Genomic DNA, 25,041 nt, shown 5'->3' with positions numbered 1-25,041 from the left:
CACCATGGTTCATCCCAATCGCCGTCTGGTCATCAAGGGCGCCGCCGCTGCGGTGGGCGCCATGTCCTTCGCACCCCGGCTCATGGCGCAGTCGGCGCCGGTGCGCATCGGGTATTCCATGTCGCGAACCGGCCCCTGGACCGGCGGTGCACAGGTGAGCCAGGAGCCCAATTACCTGCTTTGGGCCGAACAGCAGAACGCCGCGGGCGGCCTGGACGTGAAGGGGGTCAAGCGCCAGATCCAGCTCATCAGCAGCGACGATCGCAGCGACACCGAAACCGTGGTGCGCACTTACGAAAAACTCATGGGCAGCGACAAGGTCGACCTGGTGCTGCCGCCCTGGGGCAGCAACGCCAACTTCGCCGTGGCCCCACTGGCCAACCGCTTCCAGTACCCCTTTCTCGCACCCACCGCACTGAGCAAGCGCCTGGTGGAAATGAAGCTGCCGTACTTCTTCCTGCTGCTGCAGCAGCCCGGGGCCATGACCAGCGCGCTGGTGGACATGCTCAAGGCCAACGGCGTGAAGACCGTGGCGCTGATCTATGTAGACGACCTGTTCGGCCTGGAGAACTTCGCCGCCTTCAAGGTGGCGCTGCAGGGGAGCGGCATCACCATGGTGGAAGACAAGAGCTACCCCGGTGGCGTGAAGGACCTCTCGCCCGTGCTGCGTTCGATGAAAGACAAGAACCCCGACGCGTTCGTGGGCTTCACCTACCCGCCCGACACCATCCTGGCCAGCCGGCAGAGCAAGGAGATCGGCTTCAACCCGAAATTCTTCTATGCGTCGGTGGGCACCGCGTTCCCGCTCTACAAGAACGTGATGACGCCTGCGGGTGCCGAGGGCGTGCTGGGCATGGGTTCCTGGAACAGCAAGACCAGCCCCGGCGCCAAGGCCTACTTCGATGCCCACGTGGCCAGCCAGAAGAAGGAACCCGATCGCTGGGCCAGCGGCGCCTGCTGGGCGGGACTGGAGATCCTCACCAACGCGGTGAAGGCCCAGGGCCTGGATCGCAAGGCCATTCGCGACTACGTGGCTGGAACCACCCACAAGACCATCATCGGCGACATCAAGTTCAACGGCAGCGAGAACGTGGGCACGCCGGGCACCGTGTCTCAGTGGCAGAACGGTGAGTTCGAGGTGGTGTGGCCGAAGTCGGTAGCCACCGCTGCGCTCAATCCGGCCAAGGCGGCCTGGAAGTAGAGATCACCCCCGCGCCGCGCCTGCGGCGCGTCACCCCCTCAAGGGGGCAATGCCTGCGGACTGGCGAAGCCAGATCCGCGGCATTCTGGTCAACCACCTTTGAGCGCCACCGCATGTCTTTCTCCGCCTGGCTCGAACTCCTCGCCTCCGGTCTCATCACTGGGGGCATCTACGCGCTTGTCGCGCTCGGGCTGAACCTGCAGTACGGGCTGATGCGCATCCTAAACATCGCGCACGGCGAGTTCCTCATGGTGGGGGCCTACCTCACCTGGATGGCGCAGACCTCGCTCGGCTTGAACCCGCTGTTCATGGTGCCGGTGTCGTTCGGCATGCTCTTCGTGCTGGGCTGGGTGATCCACCGCCTGTGTTTCCGCCGTCTCACCGCCACTTCGCCGAACATCGACATTTTTGAAGCGCGTGGCCTCATGGTGGCCTTTGGCCTGATGTTCCTGGTGCAGAACTTTGCGTCGTGGATGTGGGGCGGTGACCTGCGCGGCTACGACTTTTTGACCGAGCCGGTGCAGATTCCGCTGCCCGACGGAACGGCGCAGTTTGCCGGCAACAAGCTGCTGGTGTTCGCGCTGGCCCTCCTGTTCTCTGGCGCGCTCATCGTGCTGATGCGCACCACGTTGCTGGGCAAGGGTGTGCGCGCGCTCATGCAGTCGCCCACCGGGGCGCAGCTCATGGGCATCAACACGCAGCGCCTGCACCCGCTCATGTTCGGCATCGGCCTGGGCCTCTCGGGCGTGGCCGGCGCGCTCCTGTCCATGTCATACACCATCAGCCCGTCCATGGGCGAGCCCTACACCGTCACCGCGCTCATTGTCATCACGCTCGGCGGCTTCGGCAGCATGGGCGGTGCGCTGGCCGGTGGCCTGCTGCTGGGCGTGATCGAAGCCTTGGGCATGCACTTCACCAACCCCTCGCTCAAAGCTCTGTTGAGCTACGTGGTCTTCATCAGTGTGCTGTTGCTGCGCCCCGAAGGTCTGTTTTCCCGCAAGTCACGCAAAGCATGAACTCCCGCCAATTCCTCATCCGCGACTTGCTGGTCCTTTTCGGCCTCACCGGCTGGGCCTTGGCGTTGCCCAGCTTCGCCAGCGAGTTCGCCGTGTCCATGGCGCTCACCTGCCTGATGTACATCGCGCTCTCGTCGAGCTGGGCGCTGTTCTGTGGCACCACGCGCTACCTGTCGCTCGCCACCTCGGCCTTCTTCGGCATCGGCGCCTACACCAGCGCCATCCTGCTGGAGCAACTGTCGTGGATGCAGGCCATTGCGCTGGGTTCATTGATTGCGGCGGCGGTGGCCGTGGTGATGGGTGCGGCGGTGCTGCACCTGCGTGGCACCTACTTCGCGGTGCTCACCTTCGGCATGACCGAACTCATCCGCCATGCCATCAGCTACTTTGAAAAGAGTGTGACCGGCACCGTGGGCCGCGTACTCATGGTAGTGCCCGAGCGCGACACCATCTACTTCACCGTGCTCGCGCTGGCCGTGATCACGGTGGCACTGTCCATCACCATCCGGCGCACGCGTTTCGGTCTGGCCATGCTCGGCATCGGGGCCGACGAGCAACGCGCGCAGACCCTGGGCGTGAACACGCGCTGGATCAAGATCGCCGGCTTCGCGCTCACCGCCGCTGTGGCCGGCGCGGTGGGGTCGGCCATGTCGGTGCGCTGGACATACATCGACCCCCACACCGTGTTCAACCCCTTCATCGGCTTCCAGACCGTGCTGATCGCGCTCATCGGTGGAGCGGCCACGCTGTGGGGGCCACTGATCGCGGCCATTGTGTTCAGCGTGCTGGCCGAAACGCTGCGCCTGCAGTTGCCGCAGATCTACATGATGTCGCTGGGCCTGCTGCTCATCTTGTCGGTGCTGTACCTGCCGGGTGGCCTGGCCTCGCTGCGCACCGAGACCTTCCGGGGTTGGCGCGATGGCGCCAAGGCTTGGTGGCAGGAGACGCGCGACGACCTGAGCGGCGAGACGAAACGCCGCAAGCAACTCGAAAAGAGCCTGAGGGAGCGCCGCGATGTCTTCTGATCGCCAGCCACTTCTCGACGCCCGCGACATCACCGTGCGCTTCGGCGGCCTCGTGGCGGTCGACTCCGTGAGTGCGCGCTTCATGCCCGGCGAGCTGGTCGGCATCATCGGCCCCAACGGGGCGGGCAAGACCACCTTCTTCAATGCCATCTCCGGCGTCACCAAACCCACCAGCGGCACGCTCACGGTGCAGGGCCGCGAACTTGGCGGCAAAGGCCCGCACCGCTTTGCCGCCAACGGCCTGGCGCGCACCTTCCAGACCCCGCGCACGTTTCCCGACATGCGGGTGCGCGACAACATCGCCTTCGGGCTGAAGTTCGCCGGCCGGCGGCCGCGCAAGTACATCTGGTGGGGTGAAGAGACGACGGTGCCCTGGGTGCTGCGCACGCCCGAAAGCATCTTGGGCCTGATCGGCCTGCGCGACCAGGCCGATCTGCCGGCCGCGGCCATCACGCCGTCGCAGCAGCGCCTGCTGGAGATCGGCATGGCGCTGGCCACGCGCCCGCGCATGTTGTTGCTCGACGAGGTGGCCGCTGGCCTGACCGAAAACGAGGTGGAGGAAATGGCTCGCCTGATCCGCCGCCTGCGCGACGAGCTCGACCTCACGGTGGTGTGGATCGAACACGCGGTGACCACATTGCTGCGCCATGTGGAACGTGTGATTGTGCTGCACCAGGGCAAAAAAATTGCAGACGGCACGCCCGCCGAGGTGGTGCGCAACGCCGAGGTGATCGAGGCCTATCTGGGTGACGAAATGAACGAGCCCACCACGGAACATGTTGCCGAGGAGACCACCGCATGATGTGGTACCGCACAACCCCCTTCGAGCTGGGCGGCGGCGGGCGCGCGCGTCTGAAAGTGAGCGGCCTCTCGGCCGGCTACGGTGCCTTTCTCGTGCTGCGCGACCTCAAGCTCGACATCCAGCCCGGCCTCACCGTGGTGCTCGGCCCCAACGGCGCGGGCAAGACCACGCTGCTCAAGGCGCTCAACGGCTTGATCCCGCGCGGCGGTTCGGTGTTGCTCGACGGCGCAGAGATGCCCGAGAAGACGCACGAGATCGTGCAGACTGGCGTTGCCTTGGTGCCCGAGGGCCGCCAGCTGTTTCCGCAAATGACCGTCACTGAAAACCTGGAGCTCGGTGGCTGGCTGGTGCCCAAGGCACAACGCGCCGAACGGCTGGCGCAAGCTTTCGTGGACTTTCCCAAGCTCAAGGAGCGGGCCACCCAACTGGCCGGCACCATGAGCGGTGGCGAGCAGCAGATGGTGGCGGTGGCGCGAGCCATGATGTGCGCGCCGCGCCTGCTCATGCTCGACGAACCCTCGCTCGGCCTAGCGCCGAAGATGGTGGATGAACTGCTCACCATCGTGCGCCGCATTGCCGACGCCGGCACCACCGTGCTGATGGTGGAGCAGAACGTGAAGAAGGCGCTGGCCGTGGCCGACCGGGGCTACGTGATGGAGCGCGGCACCCTGGTGGCCAGTGGACCGGCCAAGCTGCTCGCGCGCTCCACCGTGATCCGCGAGGCCTACCTGGGCGCAGACAAGGACCCTGCTACCGGCACCACCAGTGCGGCTGACGCGGTGCAGCGCCGCAAAGCCGTGGCCACCCCCTGAAACCGCGAAATTGTTTACCTAGGAGAACCCCATGTCCGACATGTCCATGCTCATCAACGGCCTCAAAGTCACCGCCGAAAAAGGCGCCACCTTCGAACGCCGCAACCCGCTCGACGGCAGCGTGGCCACACGTGCACCCGCCGCTTCGCCCGCCGATGCGGTGATGGCGGTGGAAGCCGCTGCCGAGGCCTTCAAAACCTGGAGCGAAACCGGGCCCGGCGAGCGCCGCGCGCTGCTGCTCAAGGCGGCCGATGCGCTCGAAGCCAAAACGCCCGCGTTCATTGAAGCCGTGTCGGCCGAAACCGGCGCCACCGGCATGTGGGGCGGCTTCAACGTGTTTCTGGCCGCCGGCATGATCCGCGAAGCCGCATCGCTCACCACCCAGGTGGCGGGCGAAGTGATTCCTTCCGACGTGCCTGGCTCGCTCGCCATGGGCGTGCGCCAGCCGGCCGGCGTGGTGCTGGGCATCGCGCCCTGGAACGCGCCCATCATCCTCGGCGTGCGTGCCATCTGCGTGCCGCTGGCCTGCGGCAACACCGTGATTCTGAAGGGCAGTGAAAACTGTCCGCGCACCCACCAGCTCATCATCGAAGCGTTTCAGGATGCCGGCTTTCCCCCCGGAGTGGTGAACTACATCACCAACGCGCCGGCCGATGCGGGCGCGGTGGTCGAAGCCATGGTGGCCCACCCGGCGGTGCGGCGCGTGAACTTCACCGGCTCCACCAAGATCGGCAAGATCATCGCCATGACCTGCGCGAAGTACCTCAAACCCGTGGTGCTCGAACTGGGCGGCAAGGCGCCGCTGGTGGTGCTGGACGACGCCAACATCGACGACGCGGTCAACGGCGCGGCCTTCGGCGCCTTCGCCAACAGCGGCCAGATCTGCATGAGCACCGAACGCATCATCGTCGACCAGAAAATCGCCGACGAGTTCGTGAAGAAGTTCAGCGACAAGGCCAAGGCCCTGCCCGTGGGCGACCCGCGCAAGCCCGAGCCGGTGGTGCTGGGCTCGGTGATCGGCATGGGCACGGTCCACCACTGCAACGACCTGATCGATGATGCGCTGGCCAAGGGCGCCAAACTGGTGTGCGGCGGCAAGGCCGACACCACGCTGATGCCCGCCACTGTGCTCGACCACGTGACGCCGGCCATGCGCATCTACCACGAAGAAACCTTCGGCCCGGTGAAGTGCGTGGTGCGCGTCAATGGCGTGGAGGAAGCCATCGCCTGTGCAAACGACAACGAATACGGCCTGTCGTCCGCCGTGTTCGGTGGCGACATCGCCCGCGCCTTCAACGTGGCGCGCAAGATCGACAGTGGCATTTGCCATGTCAACGGCCCCACCGTGCACGACGAGGCGCAGATGCCCTTCGGCGGCGTCAAGGGCAGCGGCATCGGGCGCTTTGGCGGCAAGGCCGGCATTGCCGAATTCACCGAGCTGCGCTGGATCACGTTGCAGACGACGCCGCGCCATTACCCGTTCTGAGCGGTGGTCAGCGTGGGAATTGACGTCGGCAGCGAGAAAAAGGGGATATCAGGTGGCAGCCTTTGTCTGGGAGCCGGACGGGCTGACCTGCGGGGTGCTGCTACCGTGTGTCCATTCGCAACCCCCCTGCAAAGGCCCACCATGCGCCACCTCGCACTCTCCCTCACGCTGCTGCTGTTCGCCACCACCGCCACCCACGCTGAAGAGATCGGCTCTGTCGATACGGTGTTCAAGTTCATCGGGCCCGACCACAAGATCGTGGTCGAGGCGTTCGACGACCCCGGGGTGGCCGGCGTCACCTGCTTCCTGTCGCGCGCCAGGACCGGTGGCCTCAAGGGCGCGTTCGGCCTCGCCGAGGACAAATCCGAGGCGTCCATCGCCTGCCGGCAGGTCGGCCCGATCTCGATTCCCAGGCCCATTCAGCCGCAGGAAGAAATCTTCAGCGAGCGCACCAGCCTCATCTTCAAGCGCCTGCGCATCGTGCGCATGGTCGATCCCAAGCGGCACACGCTGGTTTATCTCACCTACTCCGATCGGGTGATCGAAGGCTCGCCGCAGAACTCGGTGACGGCGGTGCCGGTGGACCGTGCCACCGCGATTCCGGTGCGCTGAAGGGCGTTGACCTGTGCGGGGGGGCCTGCGGCCTAAACGCCGCCTGACAGCGACAGCATGTGCCCCAGGCGCGGGTCACCACGTCCGCCCAGCACCAGCGCGTGGGCCGCCTGCACCGCCTCGGGCCCGCTGTGGTGCTGCACCACCAGCCAGGGCGCCGGCGGCTGGCTCACCTGCCGCGTGAACGCATGCCAGGCGCGCGCCATCCTTTCGTTGAAGCCTGCGGCACCCCAGTCGGCATGGCGCTTCTTGACCTGCGCCGGCGCAAAGAACAGCACCGGGCGTGGCCCGGGCAAGTCGCGTGCGCCGGACAGCTGGTCCACGTGGGTGCCCCCGATGGAGCAGCTGTAGGCGAGGGCAGTAAAGCGGCTGTGGACGGCCTTGCGCAGCGCACCGTTGCCCGCGAAGTCGACGTACACGCAGGGTGTATCGGTGGGTAGCGCGTCGAGCTGGTCGTAGGTGAGCACGCGGCTGTACACACCCAGGCTCTGGCAGAACGCCACGTTGGCCGCCGAGGTCAGGCCGATCACCTCCACTTCCGGCCGGTGGGCCAGCTGGGCCGCGGTGGCATATGCCGTCTTGCTGCTGGCCGACGAGAGCAGCATCGCGCCGCGCCGGCCCGGCTGGCTGGTGCCGAAGAAGGCGTTGTCGGCCAGGAAGTCGTCGATCAGCCAGGCGGTGAGGAACAAGGGCCGCAGCAGCGCCTGCAGCGGTTCGCTGGCGGGATCGTGCAGCGGGTCGACCGCGCAGCGCAGGTAGTGGTTGTAGACCGGGTGCAGCGCCGCGCGGTGCGGAGCGGCGTCAAAGAAGCCTTCGGGCGACACGCGCGCAGGCTGCAGCACGGCGTCCGAGGCCATCGGCCAATACCCATACAGGCGCTCACCTTCGGCCACCCCGGCGCATTTCGTCTCCACCACCACGCCGAAACCCCAGACTGGAACGATTCCCCAGGGGGCTTCGTCGCCCTGTGGCACCACCGGGAAAAACCGCCAGTAGTCCATGGACTCGCCGAATGCGGCGTAAGTGATGTTGTTGGACGTGTAGGCGAACTGCTCGATGCGCACCCGCACCTGGCCGTCGGACAGGGGCGCTTCGGGCAACTGCACGGTTCGTGTGGTGTCGAGTTGGTCCTTGCGGACCAGGAACAGGGTGGTGGTCATGGGGCGTTACACGATGAGGAAGCGGGTGCCAGGATGGTGTACCGGTTCAGCGTGCCCGGTTGTCACGCGCGTTGCGGGGCCAGCCCCCGAATGCCCTCCCTTCCCCAAGTGCGGGCCGCTCTGCGAAAATCGATGCATGAACGCGAGCAACACCACCGAACTCATGAACACCCTGGGCAGCCAGGCCAAGGCCGCTTCGGCCCTGATGGCCAAGGCCAGCGCGGCGACCAAGCTCAAGGCACTGCGCAAGCTGGCCACGCTGCTGCGCGCCAATGTGGACGGCTTGCAGGCGGAGAACGCCAAGGACCTGGAGCGTGCCCGCGCCGCAGGTCTGGCCGAGCCGATGGTGGACCGCCTCAAACTCACGCCCAAAGTCATCGAGACCTGCGCCGAAGGCTGCGAGCAGCTCGCCGCCATGGCCGACATCATTGGTGAAATCTCGGGCCTGAAGCAGATGCCCAGCGGCATCCGCGTCGGCCAGATGCGCGTGCCCATCGGCGTGTTCGGCATGATCTACGAAAGCCGCCCGAACGTGACCATCGAGGCCGCCAGCCTGAGCATCAAGAGCGGCAACGCCTGCATCCTGCGCGGTGGCTCCGAAGCCATCGATTCCAACCGGGCTCTCGCCGCGCTGGTGCAGCAGGCCCTGGTGGCCGCCGACCTGCCGGCCGACGCGGTGCAGCTGGTGCCCACCACCGATCGCGCCGCGGTCGGCCAGCTCATCACCATGCCGCAGTATGTGGACGTGATCATCCCGCGTGGCGGCAAGGGGCTGATCGAACGCATCAGCGCCGAGGCCAAGGTGCCGGTCATCAAGCACCTGGACGGCAACTGCCACACCTATGTGGATCAGCCGTGTGACATCGCCATGGCGGTCAAGGTGGCCGACAACGCCAAGACGCAGAAGTACAGCCCCTGCAACGCGACCGAAAGCCTGCTGGTGGCACGTGGCGTGGTGGCGGACTTCCTGCCGAAAATCGGCGCCGTGTACGCCGCCAAGGGGGTGGAGATGCGCGGCTGCGCCGAGGCGATGGCGATCCTGGCGGCCGTGCCGGGCGCTGCCGTGACGGCCGCCAGCGAGGCCGACTGGAGCGAGGAATACCTGGCGCCGGTCATCAGCGTGAAGATCGTCGATGGCCTGGACGAAGCCATCGCCCACATCAACCGCTACAGCAGCCACCACACCGACGCTATCCTCACCACCGACCACATGCACGCCCAGCGTTTCCTGCGTGAGGTCGATTCGGCCAGCGTCATGGTGAATGCGAGCACCCGCTTCGCCGACGGTTTCGAGTACGGCCTGGGCGCCGAAATCGGCATCAGCACCGACAAGTTCCACGCCCGTGGGCCGGTCGGCGTCGAAGGGCTCACGTCCCTGAAGTACGTTGTGCTGGGCGAAGGCGAAGTTCGCAGCTGAGCGGGGCTTGCAAGCCGGGCCCCCGGCCCCACTTCTGTCCTTTGGCTGTCTTGGCCGGTCCCTACAATGGTTTGGCCGTCCCCTTCCCTGCAAAAGGTTTTCTCATGGTTCCCCACCTCGTCACCGCCCTGACCGGTCCGATCAACGAACTGGAACAGCGCATCCTGGAATCCACGCCCGTGATTGAGCGCTGGTTCCGGCTGGAGTGGATGGAGCACACGCCGCCGTTCTACACCTCGGTGGACGTGCGCAACGCCGGCTTCAAGCTCGCGCCGGTGGACACCAACCTCTACCCCGGCGGCTGGAACCACCTCACGCCCGAGATGTTGCCGCTGGCGGTGCAGGCCGCCATGGCCGCGATCGAAAAGATCTGTCCCGAGGCCAAGAACCTGCTGCTGGTGCCCGAGAACAGCACCGATGTGTTTTACCTGAGCAACCTGCGGCAACTGCAGCGCATCTTCTACCAGGCCGGCCTCAATGTGCGCCTGGGTTCGCTGTCCAACGACATCAAGGCACCCACCACGATCGACCTGCCGGGTGGTGAGTCGGTCACGCTGGAGCCGCTGATCCGCAGCAAGCGCCGCCTGGGCCTCAAACATTTTGACCCCTGCACCATCCTGCTCAACAACGACCTGAGCGCCGGTGTGCCCGGCATCCTGGAAGACCTGCACGAGCAGTACCTGTTGCCGCCGCTGCACGCGGGCTGGGGCACGCGCCGCAAGAGCAACCACTTCAAGGCGTATGAAGAGGTGTCCAAGCGCTTCGGCAAGCTGCTGGGCATGGACCACTGGCTCATCAACCCGATGTTCAACCAGTGTGGCCAGGTCAATTTTGCCGAAGAGCACGGACTGGAATGCCTGCGCACCAATGCCGACGCGCTGCTCGGCAAGATCCGCCGCAAATACAAGGAATACGGCATCAACGAAAAACCGTTTGTCGTGGTCAAGGCCGACAACGGCACCGGCGGCATGGGCATCCTCACCGTGCGCGATGCGAAGGACATCGATGCCCTGTCGGTGGGAACACGCGAGCGCATGGCGACGGTGCAGGCCGGCCAGCCGGTTCACGAGGTCATCATCCAGGAGGGCGTGCTCACCAACGAGCGCATCAACGCGGCGGTGGCCGAGCCGGTGGTCTACATGATGGACCGCTATGTGGTGGGCGGCTTCTACCGCGTGCACGCGCAACGGGGTGTGGACGAAAACCTCAACGCACCGGGCTCCAGCTTCGTGCCGCTGGCCTTCGAGCAGAGCGCGCAGCTGCCGCAACCGGGTGTGAAGCCGGGCGCCAGCGTTCCCAACCGCTTCTACATGTACGGCGTGATCGGTCGCCTGGCCATGCTGGCCGCGAGTTACGAGCTGGAAGCCACCGACCCGAACGCTGAAATATACGAGTGACCCCTCTGCGCCGCGCCTGCGGCGCGTCACCCCCCAAGGGGCGATGCGAGTGGCCCGGCGAAGCCGGTTCCACCGCATCCTGGTGACAGGTACGTCGCTCCGACTGAGGTTGGGTTCCGCTGCGTTCTGGGTGACCCCCATCTCGCCGTTGGGGTTGCTGCGTTGCAACATTCTTCACGCCATGGCCCTTTCAGCGATCCCCCCTACTGGCGGCGCGTTGGCCCTGAGCGCAGAATCGCCCCCATATTGACAGCCAAACCCGGGCCGACAAGTCCCGGGTATTTTTGTGTCCAGCAACAAATCTTCGCTCACCGCGCTCACCTTGGGGGCCATTGGTGTGGTGTATGGCGATATCGGCACCAGCGTGCTGTACGCCATCAAGGAAATCTTCGGGTCGGGCCACGTTCCGTTCACACACGAAAACGTCTACGGTGTGCTGTCGATCGTCTTCTGGACCCTGACGGTCATCGTCTCGCTGAAATACGTGGTGCTGGTGCTGCGGGCCGACAACGCGGGCGAGGGCGGCCTGATCGCCATGCTGGCGCTGGCGTCGCAGGCGGTGAAGGACAAACCGGAGCTGCGCAAATGGCTGCTGGTCATCGGCATTTTCGGCACCTCGCTGTTTTATGGCGATGGCGTGATCACGCCAGCGATCTCGGTGCTCTCGGCGGTCGAGGGCCTGGAGGTGGTCTCCCCGGCTTTCAAGCAGTACGTGGTGCCGATCACCCTGGTGGTGCTGTTCGGCCTGTTCTTCGTGCAGAAGCGCGGCACCGGTGGCATCGGCAAGTTCTTCGGCCCGATCACCGTGTTGTGGTTCGTGTCGATCGCGGTGCTCGGCGTGTCGCACATCGTCGGCCACCCCGAAATCCTCGCGGCGCTGAGCCCGCACCACGCGCTGCGTTTCATTTGGCAGCAGCCGGGCACCACCTTCATCATCCTCGGCGCGGTGGTGCTGTGCGTGACCGGCGGCGAAGCGCTCTACGCCGACCTGGGGCACTTCGGCAAGAAGCCGATCCGCGTGGCCTGGTTCGCCATCGTCATGCCCTGCCTGACGCTGAACTACTTCGGCCAGGGCGCGCTGCTGCTGGCCGACCCCGAAGCGGTGAAAAACCCGTTCTTCAACATGGCGCCCGACTGGGCGCTGCTGCCCCTGGTGGGGCTGGCCACCATGGCCACGGTGATCGCCTCCCAGGCGCTGATCTCTGGCGCCTTCAGCGTGACCAAGCAGGCGGTGCAGCTCGGCTACCTGCCGCGCCTGAACCTGCATCACACCAGCGTGCACGACACCGGCCAGATCTACCTGCCCGTCGTCAACTGGGGCCTGTTTGCCGCCATCGTGCTCGCGGTGGTGATGTTCAAGTCGTCGACCAACCTCGCCGCGGCCTACGGCATCGCCGTGACGCTGGACATGCTGATCACCACCGTGCTGACCTTCTTCGTCATCCGCTACGGCTGGAAGTACCCGCTGTGGCTGTGCCTGCTGGCGACCGGCTTCTTCTTCGTGGTCGATCTGGCCTTTTTCAGCTCCAACCTGCTCAAGCTGTTCGCCGGCGGCTGGTTCCCGCTGCTGATCGGCGGCGTGGTGTTCGCGCTCATGATGACCTGGAAGCAGGGTCGCGCCCTGATGGCGGCCAAGCAGCAGGCCGAATCGCTGGACCTCGACAGTTTCCTTGAAGCGGTGTTCATGGCCCCGCCGTTGCGGGTGGAAGGCACGGCCGTGTTCCTGACGGCCGATACCGGCACCGTGCCCAACGCGCTGCTGCACAACCTCAAGCACAACAAGGTGCTGCACGTGCAGAACCTGTTCGTCACCGTGCGCAGCCACGAGGTGCCCTGGATCGCTCTGGACAAGCGGCTGGAAGTCGAGCCGCTGGGGCACGACTGCTGGCAAGTGGTGATCCACTACGGTTTCAAGGACGACCCGGATGTGCCCAAGGCGCTGCGGCTCATGAGTGCCCGAGGCTGCGAGCTGGAGCCCATGACCACCAGCTACTTTCTCTCGCGCGACCTGGTTGTGCCCACACTGGGCAGCGGCATGGCGCCCTGGCGCGAAAAGATCTTCGCCCAGATGCACCACAACGCGGGCGCTGCGGCCGAGTTTCTCAATTTGCCGAGCAATGCGGTGATTGAGCTGGGGTCCAAGATCGAGATTTGACGCCCCCTGCGCCGCGCCTCAGGGCGCGTCACCCCCCACTGGGGGGCGATGCGAGTGGCCCGGCGAAGCCGGTTCCACCGCATCCTGGGCTCGGTCACTTGCTCCGGAGTGTCCGGTGTTGTCCAGCGGTTGCTGCTGGCCCTGCACAATTGCCGCATGTCGTTCTTCCGTGATCTCAACCTCTCGGCCGCCACGGCCGGTTTCGTGGCGGTGCTGGTGGGTTTCACCAGTTCGGTGGCCATCGTTTTCCAGGCCGCACAGGCCTTCGGCGCCACGCCCGAACTCATCACCTCCTGGATGTGGGCGCTCGGCCTGGGCATGGGGCTGTGTTCGGCCATTCCCTCGCTCCTCTGGAAGCAGCCGGTGATGGTGGCCTGGAGCACGCCCGGCGCGGCCGTGCTGGCCACGGCCGGGCTGGCGGGAGGCTTCACCATGCCGCAGGCTGTCGGCGCCTTCATGGCCTCCGCCGTGCTGATCGCGCTCGCGGGCGCCACCGGCTGGTTCGAGCGCATCATGAACCGCATCCCCATGGCCCTCGCCTCGGCGCTGCTGGCCGGTGTGCTGGCGCGATTTGGCCTGCAGGCGTTTGCGGCGGCGCAGACCGCGCTGCCGCTGGTGTTGCTCATGCTGCTGGCCTACCTGCTGGGCCGGCGCCTGCTGCCGCGTTATGCGGTGCCGCTCTCGCTGGGCGTGGCGGTGGTGTATGTGCTGGTCCGGGGCCAGTTCAACGCGGGCGCGCTGACGCTGGAATGGGCCAGGCCGGTGTTCACCGCGCCCGAGTTCACCCTCAGCGCTTTCGTGAGCCTGGCGCTGCCGCTGTTCATCGTCACCATGGCCTCGCAAAACCTGCCGGGGATGGTGGCCATCCGCGCGGCGGGCTACGACATGCCGATCTCGAAGATCATCACCATGACCGGCGTGGTCACGCTGGTGCTCGCGCCCTTCGGTGCCTTCGCGCTCAACCTGAGCGCCATCACCGCCGCCATCTGCATGGGCGAAGAGGCGCACCCGGACAAGAAGAAGCGCTACACCGCGGCGGTGGCCTGCGGCGCCATCTACGTGCTGATCGGCCTGTTCGGCGCGGCCGTCACCGGTCTGCTGATCGCGTTCCCCAAAGAGCTGGTGCTGGCGATCGCCGGTCTGGCGCTGCTGGGCAGCATCGGCGGCGGCCTGCACGCCGCTCTGCGCGACGACAGCCACCGCGAAGCCGCGCTCATCACCTTCCTTGTCACACTCAGCGGTGTGGTCATTGCCGGCATCGGCTCGGCCTTCTGGGGCGTGGTCGCCGGCGCGCTCGCGCTGTTTGTGCAACAGTACAGGGCTCAGAAAACCGACACGCCATGAACATCCTCTTCGTTGCCGATCCCATCGAGTCCTTCAAGATCTACAAGGACACCACCTTTGCCATGATGCGCGAGCTGCAAAAGCGCGGTCACCGCGTGGCCAGCACCGAGCCGCGCTTCATGAGCTGGCGCAGCGGCCAGTCCGTGATCGCGCAGGTGCGCCATCTGCAGCTCAACAACCACGCCGACGACTGGTACACCGTGACCAGCGAGGCGCTGGAGCCTGTGCACAGCTTTGATGCCGTGCTCATGCGCAAGGACCCGCCGTTTGACAGCGAGTTCTTCTACACCACGCACCTGCTCGAACAGGCCGAGCGCGAAGGCGCGAAGGTGTTCAACAGCCCGCGTGCGCTGCGCGATCACCCTGAAAAACTCGCCTTGATGGAGTTCGCGACCTTCGCGCCGCCGACCCTGGTGACGCGCAACGCGAACGAACTGCGGGCGTTCCACGCCGAGCACCGCGACATCATCCTGAAGCCGCTCGACGGCATGGGCGGCGCGGGCATTTTCCGCGTCGGTGCCGATGGCATGAACCTGGGGTCGATCGTGGAAACCCTCAACGAGGGCGGGGCCACGAGCGTGATGGCGCAGGCCTACCTGCCCGAGATCGCACTGGGTGACAAGCGCCTGCTGCTGATCGGCGGGCAGGTGGCGCCCTTCGTGCTGGCGCGCATTCCCCAAGGCAACGAGGTGCGCGGCAACCTCGCGGCCGGCGGCAAGGGCGTGGCCCAGCCGCTGTCGGACGAGAACCGCGCCGTGGCCGAAGCCATCGCGCCCGTGCTGGCCGCGCGCGGCCTGCTGCTGGTGGGGCTGGACATGATCGGCAACAGCGTGACCGAGATCAACGTCACCAGCCCGACCTGCTTCCAGGAGATCACCGACCAGACCGGGTTCGACGTGCCGGCGATGTTCGTCGATGCGCTGGAGGCTGCGCTGAGATGACGGAAGAAGACGACGCCGCGGCCGCAGCGCCGGGCCGCCCCAAGCAAGGCCAGCCCCCTCGGGGGGCAGCGACCCGCGAAGCGGCGGAGCCCCGGATTCCCGCGCAAAGCGGGAAGACGCTTGGGGGCGCCGATGCATTCCAGGCGCGCAACCCGCTGCACGGCCTGACGCTGGAAACAATAGTCACCGCGCTGGCCGACCACTACGGCTGGGAAGAATTGGGCCAGCGCATCCCGGTGCGCTGCTTCAACGTGGACCCGAGCGTGGGTTCCAGCCTGCGCTTCCTGCGCAAGACACCGTGGGCGCGCGAGAAGGTCGAAGGCCTGTACCTTTTCATGCTGCGCGAAGAGCGGCGGGCCGGCGGTGCACGGGGCCGCACCTAATTGCATAGCAACACACCTTGAACGGGCGCGTGTCGTGCCTGCACCACGGGTGCCCCGTTGGCACCGGACTTCGGGTCCGGATTTGTCAGTCAAAAGAAGTGCTTTCGTGCGATGTCATGGCATTCCCGCCTTGTTGCGCGCGAACGGGTGCAGTAAAAGCGGGTGTTCAGGGAGCCCTGCCCATACCGACACACCACACGTTCCATGCCCGAAACCTTTGATCTGACCACCGCTGTCTATGCCAAGACGGCCGTTGGGCAACAGGAAATCCAGACCCGATCGCTCGGCCTGTCGCCGCTGGTGCGCCGCATCCTCGTGCTGGTCGATGGCAAACGCTCGGGCAGCGAACTCGCCCCTTTTCTGAGCGGCAACGGCGACATTGAAGAGATCCTGGGTCAGTTGCTGACACTGGATTGCGTCGAGGCGCAGGCGCGCACCAAACCCATGGCCTCGCAGGCCGCGGCTGCCCCTGCAGCGGCGGCAACGTCGACGGCGACAAATGAGGGGGTCGAGTCGTCGTCCAGCGAGATACCGGGCCTGCCGAGCGCCGGATCACGCAGCGCCAAAGACAACGAGATGGCGCGCAACTTCATGATCAACTCCGTCAACTCCATCATTGGCCAGAACACGCGCATTTCGCTGGTGGAGGACATCTTCCATGCCGGGACCACCGAGCAGCTGCGCGTGGTCTATCACGCTTGGGCGAGCAGCATGTCCAACCACGGCATGGGCGCCAAGCGCCTGCCGGAGCTGCGCGAGAAGCTGTTCAAGGTGCTCTGACGGGCTGAGAGCGCACCGCGCGCAGGCTTCAATGCGCGGCGGTTTTTGAGAAGATGTTGAGCACGGCCACGCCCGCGATGATCAGGCCCATGCCGAGCAGGCCGGCCAGGTCGATCTTCTGCCCATAGACCACATAGGCCACCAGCGTGATGAGCACGATGCCCAGGCCCGACCAGATGGCATAGGTCACGCCCACCGGGATGGTCTTGAGCACCAGCGATAGGCAGTAGAACGCCACCGCATAACCCGCCACCACGATGGCCGAAGGACCGAGCCGCGTGAACCCTTCGCTGGCCTTGAGCGCGGTCGTGCCGATGACCTCGGCCACGATCGCGATCCCCAGTGTCAGCCAGGCGTTCAAGCGGTCTTCTCCAGCACGGGCAGACCGTCCACGAACACCTTGAGCTCGTCGGGCTCGAAGGCGGTCCAGGTCTCGTTGTGGGTGAGGGGCGTGGTGACGATCACGGCGGCGCGGTCACCGGGATGGTTGAGATCGGCGAAGTTGACGGTCCAGTCATGGTCCATCAGGGTGGCCAGCGCGAATGGGTGCTGGCGCACGAGGTAGTGCAGCTTGGTGCTGCAGTGCGCCCACAGCGCTTCGCCGTTGGAGAGCAGAAAGTTGAAGCTGCCGAAGTGGCGCACCTGGGGCACGAGCTCGCGCAGCGTGAGCGTGAGCTCTTCGGTGCTGGGCAGGCTGGCGTGGGATTTGGACAGTTCCTGCATCAGCCAGCAAAACGCGCGCTCGCTGTCGGTGCTGCCGATGGGACGGAAGTGGCTGTGCAGCGGGGGGAAATAGTCCTTCAGGTCGCCGTTGTGGGCAAACACCCAGTGCCGTCCCCAGAGTTCGCGTGTGAAGGGGTGGGCATTTTCCAGCGCCACTTCGCCGATGGTGGCCTTGCGCACGTGGGCGATGATGTTCTTGCTCTTGAGCGGGTACTTCTGCAGAAACTCCGCCATCGGCGACCGGGCCGCACTCTGGTGGTCCACAAACAGCCGCAGGCCACGACCCTCAAAGAAGGCAATGCCCCAGCCGTCGGCGTGTTCTCCCGTGTTGCCACCGCGCTGGCAGAAACCGGTGAAGCTGAACGAGGCATCTGTGGGGGTGGCGCAGTTGAGTCCGAGCAGTTGGCACATCTGGAGTGACCCCCCTGCGCCGCTGCGCGGCTTCCCCCCTGGAAGGGGGGACCGCACCAGTGGCCCGGCGAAGCCGGTTCCACGGTGCGTGCTGGATTGGGGAACCCCCGCTCCGGCGCTGCGCCTCGGTCGGAGGCATTTTGGTGGTGAAGCCTGTATTGTGCGGCGGTCTGCCCGCGATGGGGCGGGGCCGCTTGCGTCGAGGCACGCAGGTCCACCGCGTGTTCAGGGTTCAGTCTGTCGTGCGCTCCGTACGCAGCCGCCATGCGGCGACGATCGCCAGGGCGCAGATCGCGGCGAGCAGCCCAAAGGTCTCGTCAAACGCGGCCAGCCGCTCCGGGCTGGGGTTGGCTGTGTCGAGCCGGAAGCCGTGGGCGGCGACGCGCCATTCGAGCACGATGCCGCACAGGCTGACGCCCGCGGCGCCGCCCAGCATGCGCAGGAAGTTGATCACGCTCGACCCCTGCGGGATGTGGGTGCGCTCCAGGCCGCGCATGGCGCCGATGTTGAGCGAGGGCAGGATGAAACCGAGCCCGATGCGGCCCAGGATCGCCCAGGTCACCAGCAGCGGAATGATGTGGCTGGGGCGGCGCAGGTCGATTGTGAACATGAGCGCGAACGAGGCCGCCAGCAACACCAGCCCGATGGTGACCAGCCGGTGCGTGGGCTGGCGGTCGGCGAGGCGCCCGACGATGGCGATGGTGACCGCCAGCACCAGGCCCGCCGGCAGCAGGATGCTGCCCACGTAGGACGGCGAGAGCCCCAGCCCCATCTGCATGTAGACCGGCAGCAGGTAGGTGGAGCCGAACAGTGCGATGCCGTAGATGAAGGCCACGATGCTGCCCATGGCGAAGCGGCGGTCGGCAAACAGCGAGAGGTTCATCAGCGGGTCGGTGCCTTCGTCGGGCCGCCGCAGCCGGCGCTTGAGCGTGCGCCGCTGCAGCCACACGAACAACAGCAGCGCCAGCGCCGCGCCACCGAGCAGGCCGGCGGCGCTGGCGACCGTGCCGCCCTGCAGGTCGACCAGGCCGTTGAGCAGGCACAGCGTGCCCACTGTGGCGAGCAGCAGGCCGCGCCAGTCAAGCCCGGCACCCTGGGAGTTGGCAGCGCCACCCCCCGGTGCCGTGCCGGGCACGAAGCGTTGCGCCAGCCAGAGCGACGCGATGCAGAACGGCACCACCATGAAGAAGATCGAGCGCCAGCCGAAGCCGTCCACCAGCAGGCCGCCGATGCTGGGGCCGATGGCCGGCGCCAGCACCACGCCCATGCCGAAGATGCCGCTGGCGCGGCCCTGTTCGTTCGGCTCGAAAGCCCGCAGGATGATGATCGCGGGAATGGGTTGCACCACGCCCGCCGCCAGGCCCTCGGCCACACGCGCCGCCAGCACCAGCGGGAAGTGATGGGCAAAACCGCCGGCCACGCCGCCGGCCATCAGCAGCCACATGCAGCCCGAGTACGTGCGCCGGTAGCCGTAGCGCGCCAGCAGCCAGGGCGTGGTGAGCATCGACACCGTCATGGCGGCCATGAAGCCCGAGGTGACCCACTGCGCGCGCTCCTGGCCGAGCGTGAAGTGCTGGCTCATGTCGGGGATCGCCACGTTGATGATGGTGGACGACATGATCGACGCCATGGTGCCCACCATCACCGAGAGCAGCAGCAACCAGCGGTAGCGCGCGCCGTAGCGCTCGCGCAGTGCGGTGATGGAGTGGTCGGTGGGCTGTGTCATGGCGGGGAGGATGGGACGCCGCAACGATAACCGCCCGCGCAATCCCCGGCACCGGGTGCGGCCTCAGTTTCGCCTAAGTCTGGCGCGGGGAGCGCTGGCAGAATGACCGTGTGGGCCGTTCGGCCCCGGACCTCCGAAGGAACCCTCCATGCGGCTGCTGCTGGTTGAAGACGACACCATGATCGGCGAGTCCGTGCTCGATCTGCTGCGCGCCGAACACTACGCGGTGGACTGGGTGAAAGATGGCGAGCTGGCCGACACGGCGTTGTGCACCCAAACCTACGACCTGCTGCTGCTTGACCTGGGCCTGCCCCGGCGCGATGGCCTGTCGGTGCTGCGGGCGCTGCGCGCGCGCAAGAACCGCCTGCCGGTGCTGATCGCCACCGCCCGCGATTCGGTGCAGCAGCGCATCGAGGGGCTGGACGCCGGGGCCGACGACTACGTGCTCAAGCCCTACGACATGGACGAACTGCTCGCGCGCATCCGCGCCCTGCTGCGCCGCGCCGCCGGGCGCGCCGAGCCGGTGTACGAGCACCATGGCGTGAGCATCGACCCGGCCACGCGCGAGGTGTCCGTGCATGGCCAGCCGGTGGTGCTGTCGGCGCGCGAATGGGCGGTGCTCGAACCCCTGCTGGCGCGGCCCGGTCTGGTGCTCTCACGCGCGCAGCTGGAGGAAAAACTCTACGGCTGGAAGGACGAGGTCAGCTCCAACGCGGTGGAGGTCTACATCCACGGTCTGCGCAAGAAGCTCGGGGCCGAACTGATCCAGAACGTGCGCGGCGTGGGCTACATGGTGAAGAAGATATGAATCCCCCCTGCGCCGCTTCGCGGCTTCCCCCCGCTGGGGGGAAGGTGCCTGTGGCCCGGCGGAGCCGGTTCCACGGCATCCCTGGGCCAAGCAACGTCGTACCGGCGCTCGGGCGGGGAGTGCTGACGTGAAGCGTTACCTCTCATCCTTGCGCGCCCGGCTGCTGGTGTTCGTGCTGCTGGCCATCCTGGCCACCGCGCTGTTGCAGGCGGGGCTGGCCTGGCGGGCTGCGCGCGCCGAGACCGACGAGATTTTCGACTACCACATGCAGCAGACCGCGCTGTCGTTGCGCGCCGGCCTGCCACAGGGCCTCGTCACCGGGGTGATCCCCGTGCCCGCCGAGGGGCAGGACTTCGACTTCGTGCTGCAGATCTGGACGCTCGATGGCGAGCTGGTGTTCGAGTCGGCCGCGCGCGCCGAGCTGCCGCAGCGCGCGGTGCTGGGCTTCACCGACGTGCTCGCGCACGGCACGCGCTACCGCGTGTTTTCGGTGCAGGCGCGCAGCTTCGTGATCCAGGTGGCGCAGGACCTGGCGGTGCGCCAGCGCATGGCCGGCTCGCTCGCGCTGCGCACGGCGGTGCCGATCCTGCTGCTGGCGCCGCTGCTCATGCTGCTGGTGGGCTGGGTGGTCAGCACCTCGCTGGCGCCGGTGGCGCGCGCGCAGCGCCAGGTGGCACAGCGCCAGGCCGACGACCTGACCGAGCTCACCGAAACCGACCTGCCCGACGAGGTGCGCCCGCTGGTGCACGAGTTCAACGGCCTGCTGCGGCGCGTGGCGCAGGCCTTTGACGCGCAGCAGCGCTTCGTGGCCGACGCCGCGCACGAGCTGCGCTCGCCGCTGGCCGCGCTCAAGCTGCAGGTGCAGGGCCTGCAGCGCGCGCCCGATGACGCCACGCGCGAGCGCGCGATGGAGCGTCTGGGCTCGGGCATCGACCGCGCCACGCGGCTGATCGAGCAACTGCTGGTGCTGGCGCGCCAGCAGGCCAGCGCGGCGTCGGGCGTGCGGCCCGAGCCGGTGGCGCTGGACCAGCTGGTGCGTCTGGCCGTGGCCGACATGGCGCCTGCGGCCCAGGTGCGCAGCATCGACCTCGGCCTCGCCCAGGCCGACGCTGCACGGGTGAGCGGCCACGCCGAGGCCTTGCGCATCCTCGTGCGCAACCTGCTGGAGAACGCGGTCAAGTACACCCCGGCGGGTGGCCAAGTCGATGTGGCCTTGCGCGCCGGCGCGGGCACACTGGAGCTCAGCGTGGAAGACAGCGGTCCGGGCATTCCCGAGGCCGAACGCGGGCGTGTGCTGGACCGCTTCTACCGTGTGCCGGAGGCGGCCTCGGCGGGCAGTGGCCTGGGGCTGGCCATCGTCAAGGCGGTGGCCGATCTGCACGGCGCCACGCTGCACCTGGATGCCTCGCCCACGTTGGGAGGCCTGCGCGTGCGGGTGGTTTTCCCGCCGGGTGCCATGGGGTGAGTGGGGCTTTGGGGCCGGCCTTTTGAGGTGCTTCTCTTCTTCTGACGGGCGTGTTCGCTGGTGCGCGTCCCGAAGAGGCAGCACCTCGCGGCTGCGGCAGGCGCTGCCCGGCGGGGGCTCATACCGGGGCGGTCGGCGCGATGCGCCGACTTCGCTGCGTCCACCAGCCTGGGGCCAGCGCGGCCAAACTCGCTGCGTTCGCTGCGCTCTCTCCGCTCAGACAATGGCCGCGAGTCAGAAACGATGCGCGCACTGGCGCGCCCGGCCCCAGTCTGGCGGTCACAGCCGCCCCGGAAATCGCCCCCACCGGACAGCACCTGCCGCAGCAAGAAATGAAGTGGCTCTCTACCGGTGGAGAACCCACGCCTTGGCACGCGAGGTGCCGCGAACGAAACGGGTGTTCCACCCACAGTGATCGGCCAGGACCCCGCCCGCAGTGGTCTTTAAGCCCGGTCTAAGTGTTTGCTTCGACAGTGAACCCTTGTCCAACCCATGGCTTCACAAGGAGCACACATGAACACCCGAACTCTCTCCCCCACCCGCCTCGTTCTGGCTCTGCTCACCGCCGGTCTGCTGGGTGGCGCCGGCGCCACCTACGTGGCCGGTGGCTCCGCGCGGGCCGAGGCGCCTGTCAGCGCCACGGTGGCCGGCAGCACCGCGCAGCCGCTCATCCTGCAGGGCACGCCCGATTTCTCAAAAATCACCGACCGCTACGGGCCGGCCGTGGTCAACATCAGTGTCAGCGGCGTGCGCCACACCTCCGCCGAGGGCGAAGAGGTCGCCGCGGCGCGTGGCCTGCCACCCGGCATCGACCCCGACGATCCGTTCTTTGAATTCTTCCGCCGCTTCCAGGGCCAGGGCGGCGGCCGTCCTGAGCGCTCGCAGCCGGTGCGTGGCCAGGGCTCGGGCTTCGTGGTCAGTGCCGACGGCCTGATCCTCACCAACGCCCACGTGGTGCGCGACGCCAGCGAAGTGATCGTCAAGCTCACCGACCGGCGCGAGTTCAAGGCCAGGGTGCTGGGTTCGGACCCGAAGACCGATGTGGCCGTGCTGAAGATCGATGCCAAAGACCTGCCCACCGTGCCACTGGGCAGCGCGCGCGACCTCAAGGTGGGCGAGTGGGTGCTGGCCATCGGCTCGCCCTTCGGCTTCGAGAACAGCGTGAGCGCCGGCGTGGTCAGCGCCAAGGGCCGCTCGCTGCCCGACGACAGCTTCGTGCCGTTCATCCAGACCGACGTGGCGGTCAACCCGGGCAATTCGGGTGGGCCGCTGTTCAACAGCCGCGGCGAGGTGGTGGGCATCAACTCGCAGATCTACAGCCAGTCCGGTGGCTACCAGGGCCTGTCGTTCGCCATCCCCATCGAGCTGGCCACGCAGGTCAAGGACCAGATCGTGGCCACCGGCAAGGCCAGCCACGCGCGCCTGGGTGTGTCGGTGCAGGAGGTGAACCAGACCCTGGCCGACTCCTTCCAGCTCGACAAGCCCGAAGGTGCGCTGGTTTCCAGCGTGGAGGCCGGTGGCCCGGCCGACAAGGCGGGGCTGAAGCCGGGCGACGTGATCCGCCAGGCGAACGGCCAGCGCATCGTGGCCTCGGGCGACCTGCCGGCGCTGATCGGTCAATCCGCCCCGGGCAGCCAGATGACACTGGAGGTCTGGCGCCAGGGCCAGACTGAGACGCTGACCGCGAAGCTGGGTGACGCGAGCGACAAGAAGGCCCAGGTGGCCCAGGCCCCTGATGGCGTGGGCCAGGGCAAGCTTGGTCTGGCGCTTCGTCCGCTGCAGCCGCAGGAAAAACGCCAGTCGGGCGTGAGCACAGGCTTGGTGGTGGAGGACGTGGGCGGGCCGGCGGCGCTCGCCGGCGTGCAGCCGGGTGACCTGCTGATGGCGGTCAACGGCACGCCGGTGCAGAGCGTGGACCAGGTCCGGGCCGCGGTGGCGAAGTCGGCCAAGTCGGTGGCGCTGCTGATCCGGCGCGACGGCGACACCATCTTCGTGCCGGTGCGCCTCGGATGAGTGCCGCGCCGCACGCCGAGGCGAGCGTTGGCGGGCCTCGGCGCCAGAGCGGGCTGTCGGCCCACATCCTGCCGACCTCGGCCACCATGATCGGGGTCTGCCTGACGGCGCTCTACATCAGCCTGCTGAGCCCCTTCAGCGCCGGGCGGGTGGTGGTTGACAAGCTGCTGGCGGTGGACGCGCTGGTGTTCCTCGTCAGCGCGGTGCTCTCGTTCGCCTCGATGCGCGTGCACGACGGGGGCTCACGTTTCGAGGCGCTGGGCGAAAACGTGTTCATCGGCGCGCTGGGCCTGCTGGCCCTGGGCGCCCTGGTGCTGGCGTTTGTCGTGAATTAGTGACCACCCCCGCCGCGCTGCGCGCGACCCCCTCAAGGGGACGGCACTGGCCGTCCGGCAAAGCCGGCCCGGCGGTGCCCTGTGCCGAGCCGCTGCTTGCGAGCGTTGTCGTTCAGCCTCGGCCGCGCCTGGCGTCACGCCACAGGCGCACCGCCAGCAGCACCAGCGGCACGCTGTGCAGCAGCAGGTCGAAGATGTCGATGGGCTTTACCAGCGTGCCCTCGCTGAGCATGCGCAGCTTCTCGATCAGGTGCGGCTCCGGAACGATGGGTGCCACCGTCAGCCAGAGCGCGACGGCGATCAGAAGACCCAGGGGGAAGCGGTCGAGCCAGGCCATCAGGGGGTGCTTTCTTGGGTGTTGGCGTTGAAGCGGGCAAGGCAGCGTGCGCAGATGCAGGCCTGACCCTGCGCCTCTGCGGGCAAGCGCGCCAGCAGGTCGGGCGTGAAGGTTGCGGTGACACACCAGCACGGCGGCTGGGGTTCGCCCGTGGCCTTTTCGACCTCCATCGCGCAGCGGTTGTCGCCGCCACACAGCGGGCAACGGGTCGGGTCGATGGACAAGGCGGTGGTCTGCATGGAAATGGCGCGATCTGATCAGTGTACCGACCGAATGGCTGTGGTACTTTCATAGCGCCCATGCCCCTCCTTCGAAGCCCCATTTCCCTCGTCCTCGCGTCACTGCTCTGGCACGGCGCCGCGATCGCCGCCGAACCGCTGCGCGCGGTGCCCGACACCCTGGCCCAGCGCGTGATGGCCTGCACCCTGTGCCACGGCCAGGAGGGCCGTGCCACCAACGCAGGCTACTTTCCTCGCATCGCCGGCAAGCCGGCGGAATACCTGTACCACCAGTTGCTGCACTTTCGCGAGGGCCGGCGCAACAACGCCGGCATGAGCTACCTGCTCGACCACCTGAATGACGCCTACCTGCGCGACATCGCGGGCCACTTCGCCGGTCTGGATCTGCCTTACCCGCCGCCGCAGCCAGCCTCCGCGCCGCCGGCCGAACTGGCGCGGGGCGAAGCCCTGGTG

General features: G+C 67.1%; 24 protein-coding genes and 1 pseudogene. 19 read left to right on the top strand and 6 right to left on the bottom strand.

What is annotated here, in order from left to right:
• Positions 1–4 precede the first annotated feature (4 nt).
• From F3K02_RS01840 to F3K02_RS01810, 7 genes and pseudogenes are all read left to right on the top strand, one after another.
• The gene (locus tag F3K02_RS01840) at positions 5–1,201 is read left to right on the top strand and encodes an amino acid ABC transporter substrate-binding protein (RefSeq protein ID WP_177132657.1); all 1,197 of its coding nucleotides are present in this window, start codon (positions 5–7) and stop codon (positions 1,199–1,201) included.
• A 113-nt stretch (positions 1,202–1,314) separates the two neighbouring features.
• Positions 1,315–2,217: a branched-chain amino acid ABC transporter permease gene (locus F3K02_RS01835; protein ID WP_177132655.1), complete on the top strand. Its 903-nt coding sequence runs from the start codon at positions 1,315–1,317 to the stop codon at positions 2,215–2,217.
• Positions 2,214–3,242, top strand: a complete 1,029-nt coding sequence (locus F3K02_RS01830; protein WP_177132653.1) for a branched-chain amino acid ABC transporter permease — start codon at positions 2,214–2,216, stop codon at positions 3,240–3,242. Before F3K02_RS01835 ends, F3K02_RS01830 begins: the two co-directional genes overlap by 4 nt.
• The gene (locus F3K02_RS01825; protein ID WP_177132651.1) at positions 3,232–4,044 is read left to right on the top strand and encodes an ABC transporter ATP-binding protein; all 813 of its coding nucleotides are present in this window, start codon (positions 3,232–3,234) and stop codon (positions 4,042–4,044) included. The genes F3K02_RS01830 and F3K02_RS01825 overlap by 11 nt, the downstream gene beginning before the upstream one ends.
• Before the next feature lie 110 nt (positions 4,045–4,154).
• Positions 4,155–4,856, top strand: a pseudogene (locus F3K02_RS01820) (ABC transporter ATP-binding protein); the annotation flags it as partial.
• A gap of 31 nt (positions 4,857–4,887) precedes the next feature.
• Positions 4,888–6,342, top strand: coding sequence for an aldehyde dehydrogenase (locus tag F3K02_RS01815; protein ID WP_177132648.1), 1,455 nt, complete (start codon positions 4,888–4,890; stop codon positions 6,340–6,342).
• Between the two features lie 141 nt (positions 6,343–6,483).
• Entirely contained in the window at positions 6,484–6,954 is a 471-nt protein-coding gene (locus F3K02_RS01810) for a CreA family protein (protein WP_177132646.1), read from the top strand.
• 32 nt (positions 6,955–6,986) lie between these two features.
• Here F3K02_RS01810 and F3K02_RS01805 read toward each other — a convergent pair whose 3' ends face one another.
• The gene (locus F3K02_RS01805; RefSeq protein ID WP_177132644.1) at positions 6,987–8,114 is read right to left on the bottom strand and encodes a DUF2855 family protein; all 1,128 of its coding nucleotides are present in this window, start codon (positions 8,112–8,114) and stop codon (positions 6,987–6,989) included.
• A 136-nt stretch (positions 8,115–8,250) separates the two neighbouring features.
• On the opposite strand from F3K02_RS01805, the gene F3K02_RS01800 reads away from it, so the two are divergent.
• The 7 genes from F3K02_RS01800 to F3K02_RS01770 all read left to right on the top strand — a co-directional run bounded on the left by F3K02_RS01800 (position 8,251) and on the right by F3K02_RS01770 (position 16,531).
• Positions 8,251–9,531 carry a glutamate-5-semialdehyde dehydrogenase gene (locus F3K02_RS01800; protein ID WP_177132642.1) on the top strand — a complete coding sequence of 427 codons (1,281 nt, stop codon included), beginning with the start codon at positions 8,251–8,253 and terminating at the stop codon, positions 9,529–9,531.
• A 104-nt stretch (positions 9,532–9,635) separates the two neighbouring features.
• Positions 9,636–10,928 (top strand): glutamate--cysteine ligase, encoded by a 1,293-nt coding sequence (gshA, locus tag F3K02_RS01795; RefSeq protein WP_177132640.1) that lies wholly within the window; start codon positions 9,636–9,638, stop codon positions 10,926–10,928.
• Positions 10,929–11,214: 286 nt separating this feature from the next.
• Complete coding sequence (locus tag F3K02_RS01790; RefSeq protein WP_177132637.1) at positions 11,215–13,083, top strand: KUP/HAK/KT family potassium transporter; 1,869 nt, start codon at positions 11,215–11,217, stop codon at positions 13,081–13,083.
• 156 nt (positions 13,084–13,239) lie between these two features.
• Positions 13,240–14,427: a benzoate/H(+) symporter BenE family transporter gene (locus F3K02_RS01785; protein WP_177132635.1), complete on the top strand. Its 1,188-nt coding sequence runs from the start codon at positions 13,240–13,242 to the stop codon at positions 14,425–14,427.
• A complete protein-coding gene (gene gshB / locus F3K02_RS01780; RefSeq protein ID WP_177132633.1) occupies positions 14,424–15,368 on the top strand; it encodes a glutathione synthase in 945 nt (314 codons plus the stop codon). The genes F3K02_RS01785 and gshB overlap by 4 nt, the downstream gene beginning before the upstream one ends.
• Before the next feature lie 95 nt (positions 15,369–15,463).
• On the top strand, positions 15,464–15,751 hold the full coding sequence (locus F3K02_RS27375; protein ID WP_343066948.1) for a VF530 family protein: 288 nt from the start codon (positions 15,464–15,466) through the stop codon (positions 15,749–15,751).
• Positions 15,752–15,955: 204 nt separating this feature from the next.
• The gene (locus tag F3K02_RS01770) at positions 15,956–16,531 is read left to right on the top strand and encodes a hypothetical protein (RefSeq protein ID WP_177132629.1); all 576 of its coding nucleotides are present in this window, start codon (positions 15,956–15,958) and stop codon (positions 16,529–16,531) included.
• Positions 16,532–16,559: 28 nt separating this feature from the next.
• On the opposite strand, the gene F3K02_RS01765 is transcribed toward F3K02_RS01770, so the two are convergent.
• From F3K02_RS01765 to F3K02_RS01755, 3 genes are all read right to left on the bottom strand, one after another.
• Positions 16,560–16,892 carry a DMT family transporter gene (locus F3K02_RS01765; RefSeq protein ID WP_177132627.1) on the bottom strand — a complete coding sequence of 111 codons (333 nt, stop codon included), beginning with the start codon at positions 16,890–16,892 and terminating at the stop codon, positions 16,560–16,562.
• Entirely contained in the window at positions 16,889–17,665 is a 777-nt protein-coding gene (locus F3K02_RS01760; protein WP_177132624.1) for a class II glutamine amidotransferase, read from the bottom strand. The genes F3K02_RS01765 and F3K02_RS01760 overlap by 4 nt, the downstream gene beginning before the upstream one ends.
• A 232-nt stretch (positions 17,666–17,897) precedes the next feature.
• Positions 17,898–19,391, bottom strand: a complete 1,494-nt coding sequence (locus F3K02_RS01755; protein WP_177132622.1) for a DHA2 family efflux MFS transporter permease subunit — start codon at positions 19,389–19,391, stop codon at positions 17,898–17,900.
• A gap of 148 nt (positions 19,392–19,539) precedes the next feature.
• Between F3K02_RS01755 and F3K02_RS01750 the strand changes: the two genes are divergently transcribed.
• The 4 genes from F3K02_RS01750 (at position 19,540) to F3K02_RS01735 (ending at position 24,012) form a co-directional block, all read left to right on the top strand.
• Positions 19,540–20,199 (top strand): response regulator, encoded by a 660-nt coding sequence (locus F3K02_RS01750; protein ID WP_177132620.1) that lies wholly within the window; start codon positions 19,540–19,542, stop codon positions 20,197–20,199.
• Between the two features lie 127 nt (positions 20,200–20,326).
• Positions 20,327–21,664 carry an ATP-binding protein gene (locus F3K02_RS01745; protein ID WP_177132618.1) on the top strand — a complete coding sequence of 446 codons (1,338 nt, stop codon included), beginning with the start codon at positions 20,327–20,329 and terminating at the stop codon, positions 21,662–21,664.
• A 513-nt stretch (positions 21,665–22,177) separates the two neighbouring features.
• Positions 22,178–23,677, top strand: a complete 1,500-nt coding sequence (locus F3K02_RS01740; RefSeq protein WP_177132616.1) for a DegQ family serine endoprotease — start codon at positions 22,178–22,180, stop codon at positions 23,675–23,677.
• Positions 23,674–24,012 carry a hypothetical protein gene (locus tag F3K02_RS01735; RefSeq protein ID WP_177132614.1) on the top strand — a complete coding sequence of 113 codons (339 nt, stop codon included), beginning with the start codon at positions 23,674–23,676 and terminating at the stop codon, positions 24,010–24,012. The genes F3K02_RS01740 and F3K02_RS01735 overlap by 4 nt, the downstream gene beginning before the upstream one ends.
• Positions 24,013–24,124: 112 nt before the next feature.
• On the opposite strand, the gene F3K02_RS01730 is transcribed toward F3K02_RS01735, so the two are convergent.
• Both F3K02_RS01730 and F3K02_RS01725 read right to left on the bottom strand, forming a co-directional pair.
• The gene (locus F3K02_RS01730) at positions 24,125–24,349 is read right to left on the bottom strand and encodes a hypothetical protein (protein WP_177132612.1); all 225 of its coding nucleotides are present in this window, start codon (positions 24,347–24,349) and stop codon (positions 24,125–24,127) included.
• On the bottom strand, positions 24,349–24,588 hold the full coding sequence (locus F3K02_RS01725) for a cysteine-rich CWC family protein (protein ID WP_177132609.1): 240 nt from the start codon (positions 24,586–24,588) through the stop codon (positions 24,349–24,351). Before F3K02_RS01725 ends, F3K02_RS01730 begins: the two co-directional genes overlap by 1 nt.
• 60 nt (positions 24,589–24,648) lie before the next feature.
• On the opposite strand from F3K02_RS01725, the gene F3K02_RS01720 reads away from it, so the two are divergent.
• On the top strand, positions 24,649–25,041 hold a 393-nt coding region (locus F3K02_RS01720), incomplete at its 3' end, for a c-type cytochrome (protein WP_425485554.1).

This window comes from Hydrogenophaga aromaticivorans, from assembly GCF_013387465.1.
GTDB classification, from domain to species: domain Bacteria; phylum Pseudomonadota; class Gammaproteobacteria; order Burkholderiales; family Burkholderiaceae_C; genus Hydrogenophaga; species Hydrogenophaga aromaticivorans.
This window is presented reverse-complemented; position numbering and strand designations above follow the sequence as displayed.

What these genes read in the sequence shown, in the direction of transcription:
- F3K02_RS01735 (WP_177132614.1), top strand. Translation starts at nt 23,674, where the DNA reads ATGAGTGCCGCGCCGCACGCCGAGGCGAGCGTTGGCGGGCCTCGGCGC.
- F3K02_RS01835 (WP_177132655.1), top strand. Translation starts at nt 1,315, where the DNA reads ATGTCTTTCTCCGCCTGGCTCGAACTCCTCGCCTCCGGTCTCATCACT.
- F3K02_RS01840 (WP_177132657.1), top strand. Translation starts at nt 5, where the DNA reads ATGGTTCATCCCAATCGCCGTCTGGTCATCAAGGGCGCCGCCGCTGCG.
- F3K02_RS01740 (WP_177132616.1), top strand. Translation starts at nt 22,178, where the DNA reads ATGAACACCCGAACTCTCTCCCCCACCCGCCTCGTTCTGGCTCTGCTC.
- F3K02_RS01815 (WP_177132648.1), top strand. Translation starts at nt 4,888, where the DNA reads ATGTCCGACATGTCCATGCTCATCAACGGCCTCAAAGTCACCGCCGAA.
- F3K02_RS01755 (WP_177132622.1), bottom strand. Translation starts at nt 19,391, where the DNA reads ATGACACAGCCCACCGACCACTCCATCACCGCACTGCGCGAGCGCTAC.
- F3K02_RS01785 (WP_177132635.1), top strand. Translation starts at nt 13,240, where the DNA reads ATGTCGTTCTTCCGTGATCTCAACCTCTCGGCCGCCACGGCCGGTTTC.
- F3K02_RS01800 (WP_177132642.1), top strand. Translation starts at nt 8,251, where the DNA reads ATGAACGCGAGCAACACCACCGAACTCATGAACACCCTGGGCAGCCAG.
- F3K02_RS01770 (WP_177132629.1), top strand. Translation starts at nt 15,956, where the DNA reads ATGCCCGAAACCTTTGATCTGACCACCGCTGTCTATGCCAAGACGGCC.
- F3K02_RS01725 (WP_177132609.1), bottom strand. Translation starts at nt 24,588, where the DNA reads ATGCAGACCACCGCCTTGTCCATCGACCCGACCCGTTGCCCGCTGTGT.
- gshB (WP_177132633.1), top strand. Translation starts at nt 14,424, where the DNA reads ATGAACATCCTCTTCGTTGCCGATCCCATCGAGTCCTTCAAGATCTAC.
- F3K02_RS01760 (WP_177132624.1), bottom strand. Translation starts at nt 17,665, where the DNA reads ATGTGCCAACTGCTCGGACTCAACTGCGCCACCCCCACAGATGCCTCG.
- F3K02_RS01810 (WP_177132646.1), top strand. Translation starts at nt 6,484, where the DNA reads ATGCGCCACCTCGCACTCTCCCTCACGCTGCTGCTGTTCGCCACCACC.
- gshA (WP_177132640.1), top strand. Translation starts at nt 9,636, where the DNA reads ATGGTTCCCCACCTCGTCACCGCCCTGACCGGTCCGATCAACGAACTG.
- F3K02_RS01805 (WP_177132644.1), bottom strand. Translation starts at nt 8,114, where the DNA reads ATGACCACCACCCTGTTCCTGGTCCGCAAGGACCAACTCGACACCACA.
- F3K02_RS01825 (WP_177132651.1), top strand. Translation starts at nt 3,232, where the DNA reads ATGTCTTCTGATCGCCAGCCACTTCTCGACGCCCGCGACATCACCGTG.
- F3K02_RS01730 (WP_177132612.1), bottom strand. Translation starts at nt 24,349, where the DNA reads ATGGCCTGGCTCGACCGCTTCCCCCTGGGTCTTCTGATCGCCGTCGCG.
- F3K02_RS01830 (WP_177132653.1), top strand. Translation starts at nt 2,214, where the DNA reads ATGAACTCCCGCCAATTCCTCATCCGCGACTTGCTGGTCCTTTTCGGC.
- F3K02_RS01750 (WP_177132620.1), top strand. Translation starts at nt 19,540, where the DNA reads ATGCGGCTGCTGCTGGTTGAAGACGACACCATGATCGGCGAGTCCGTG.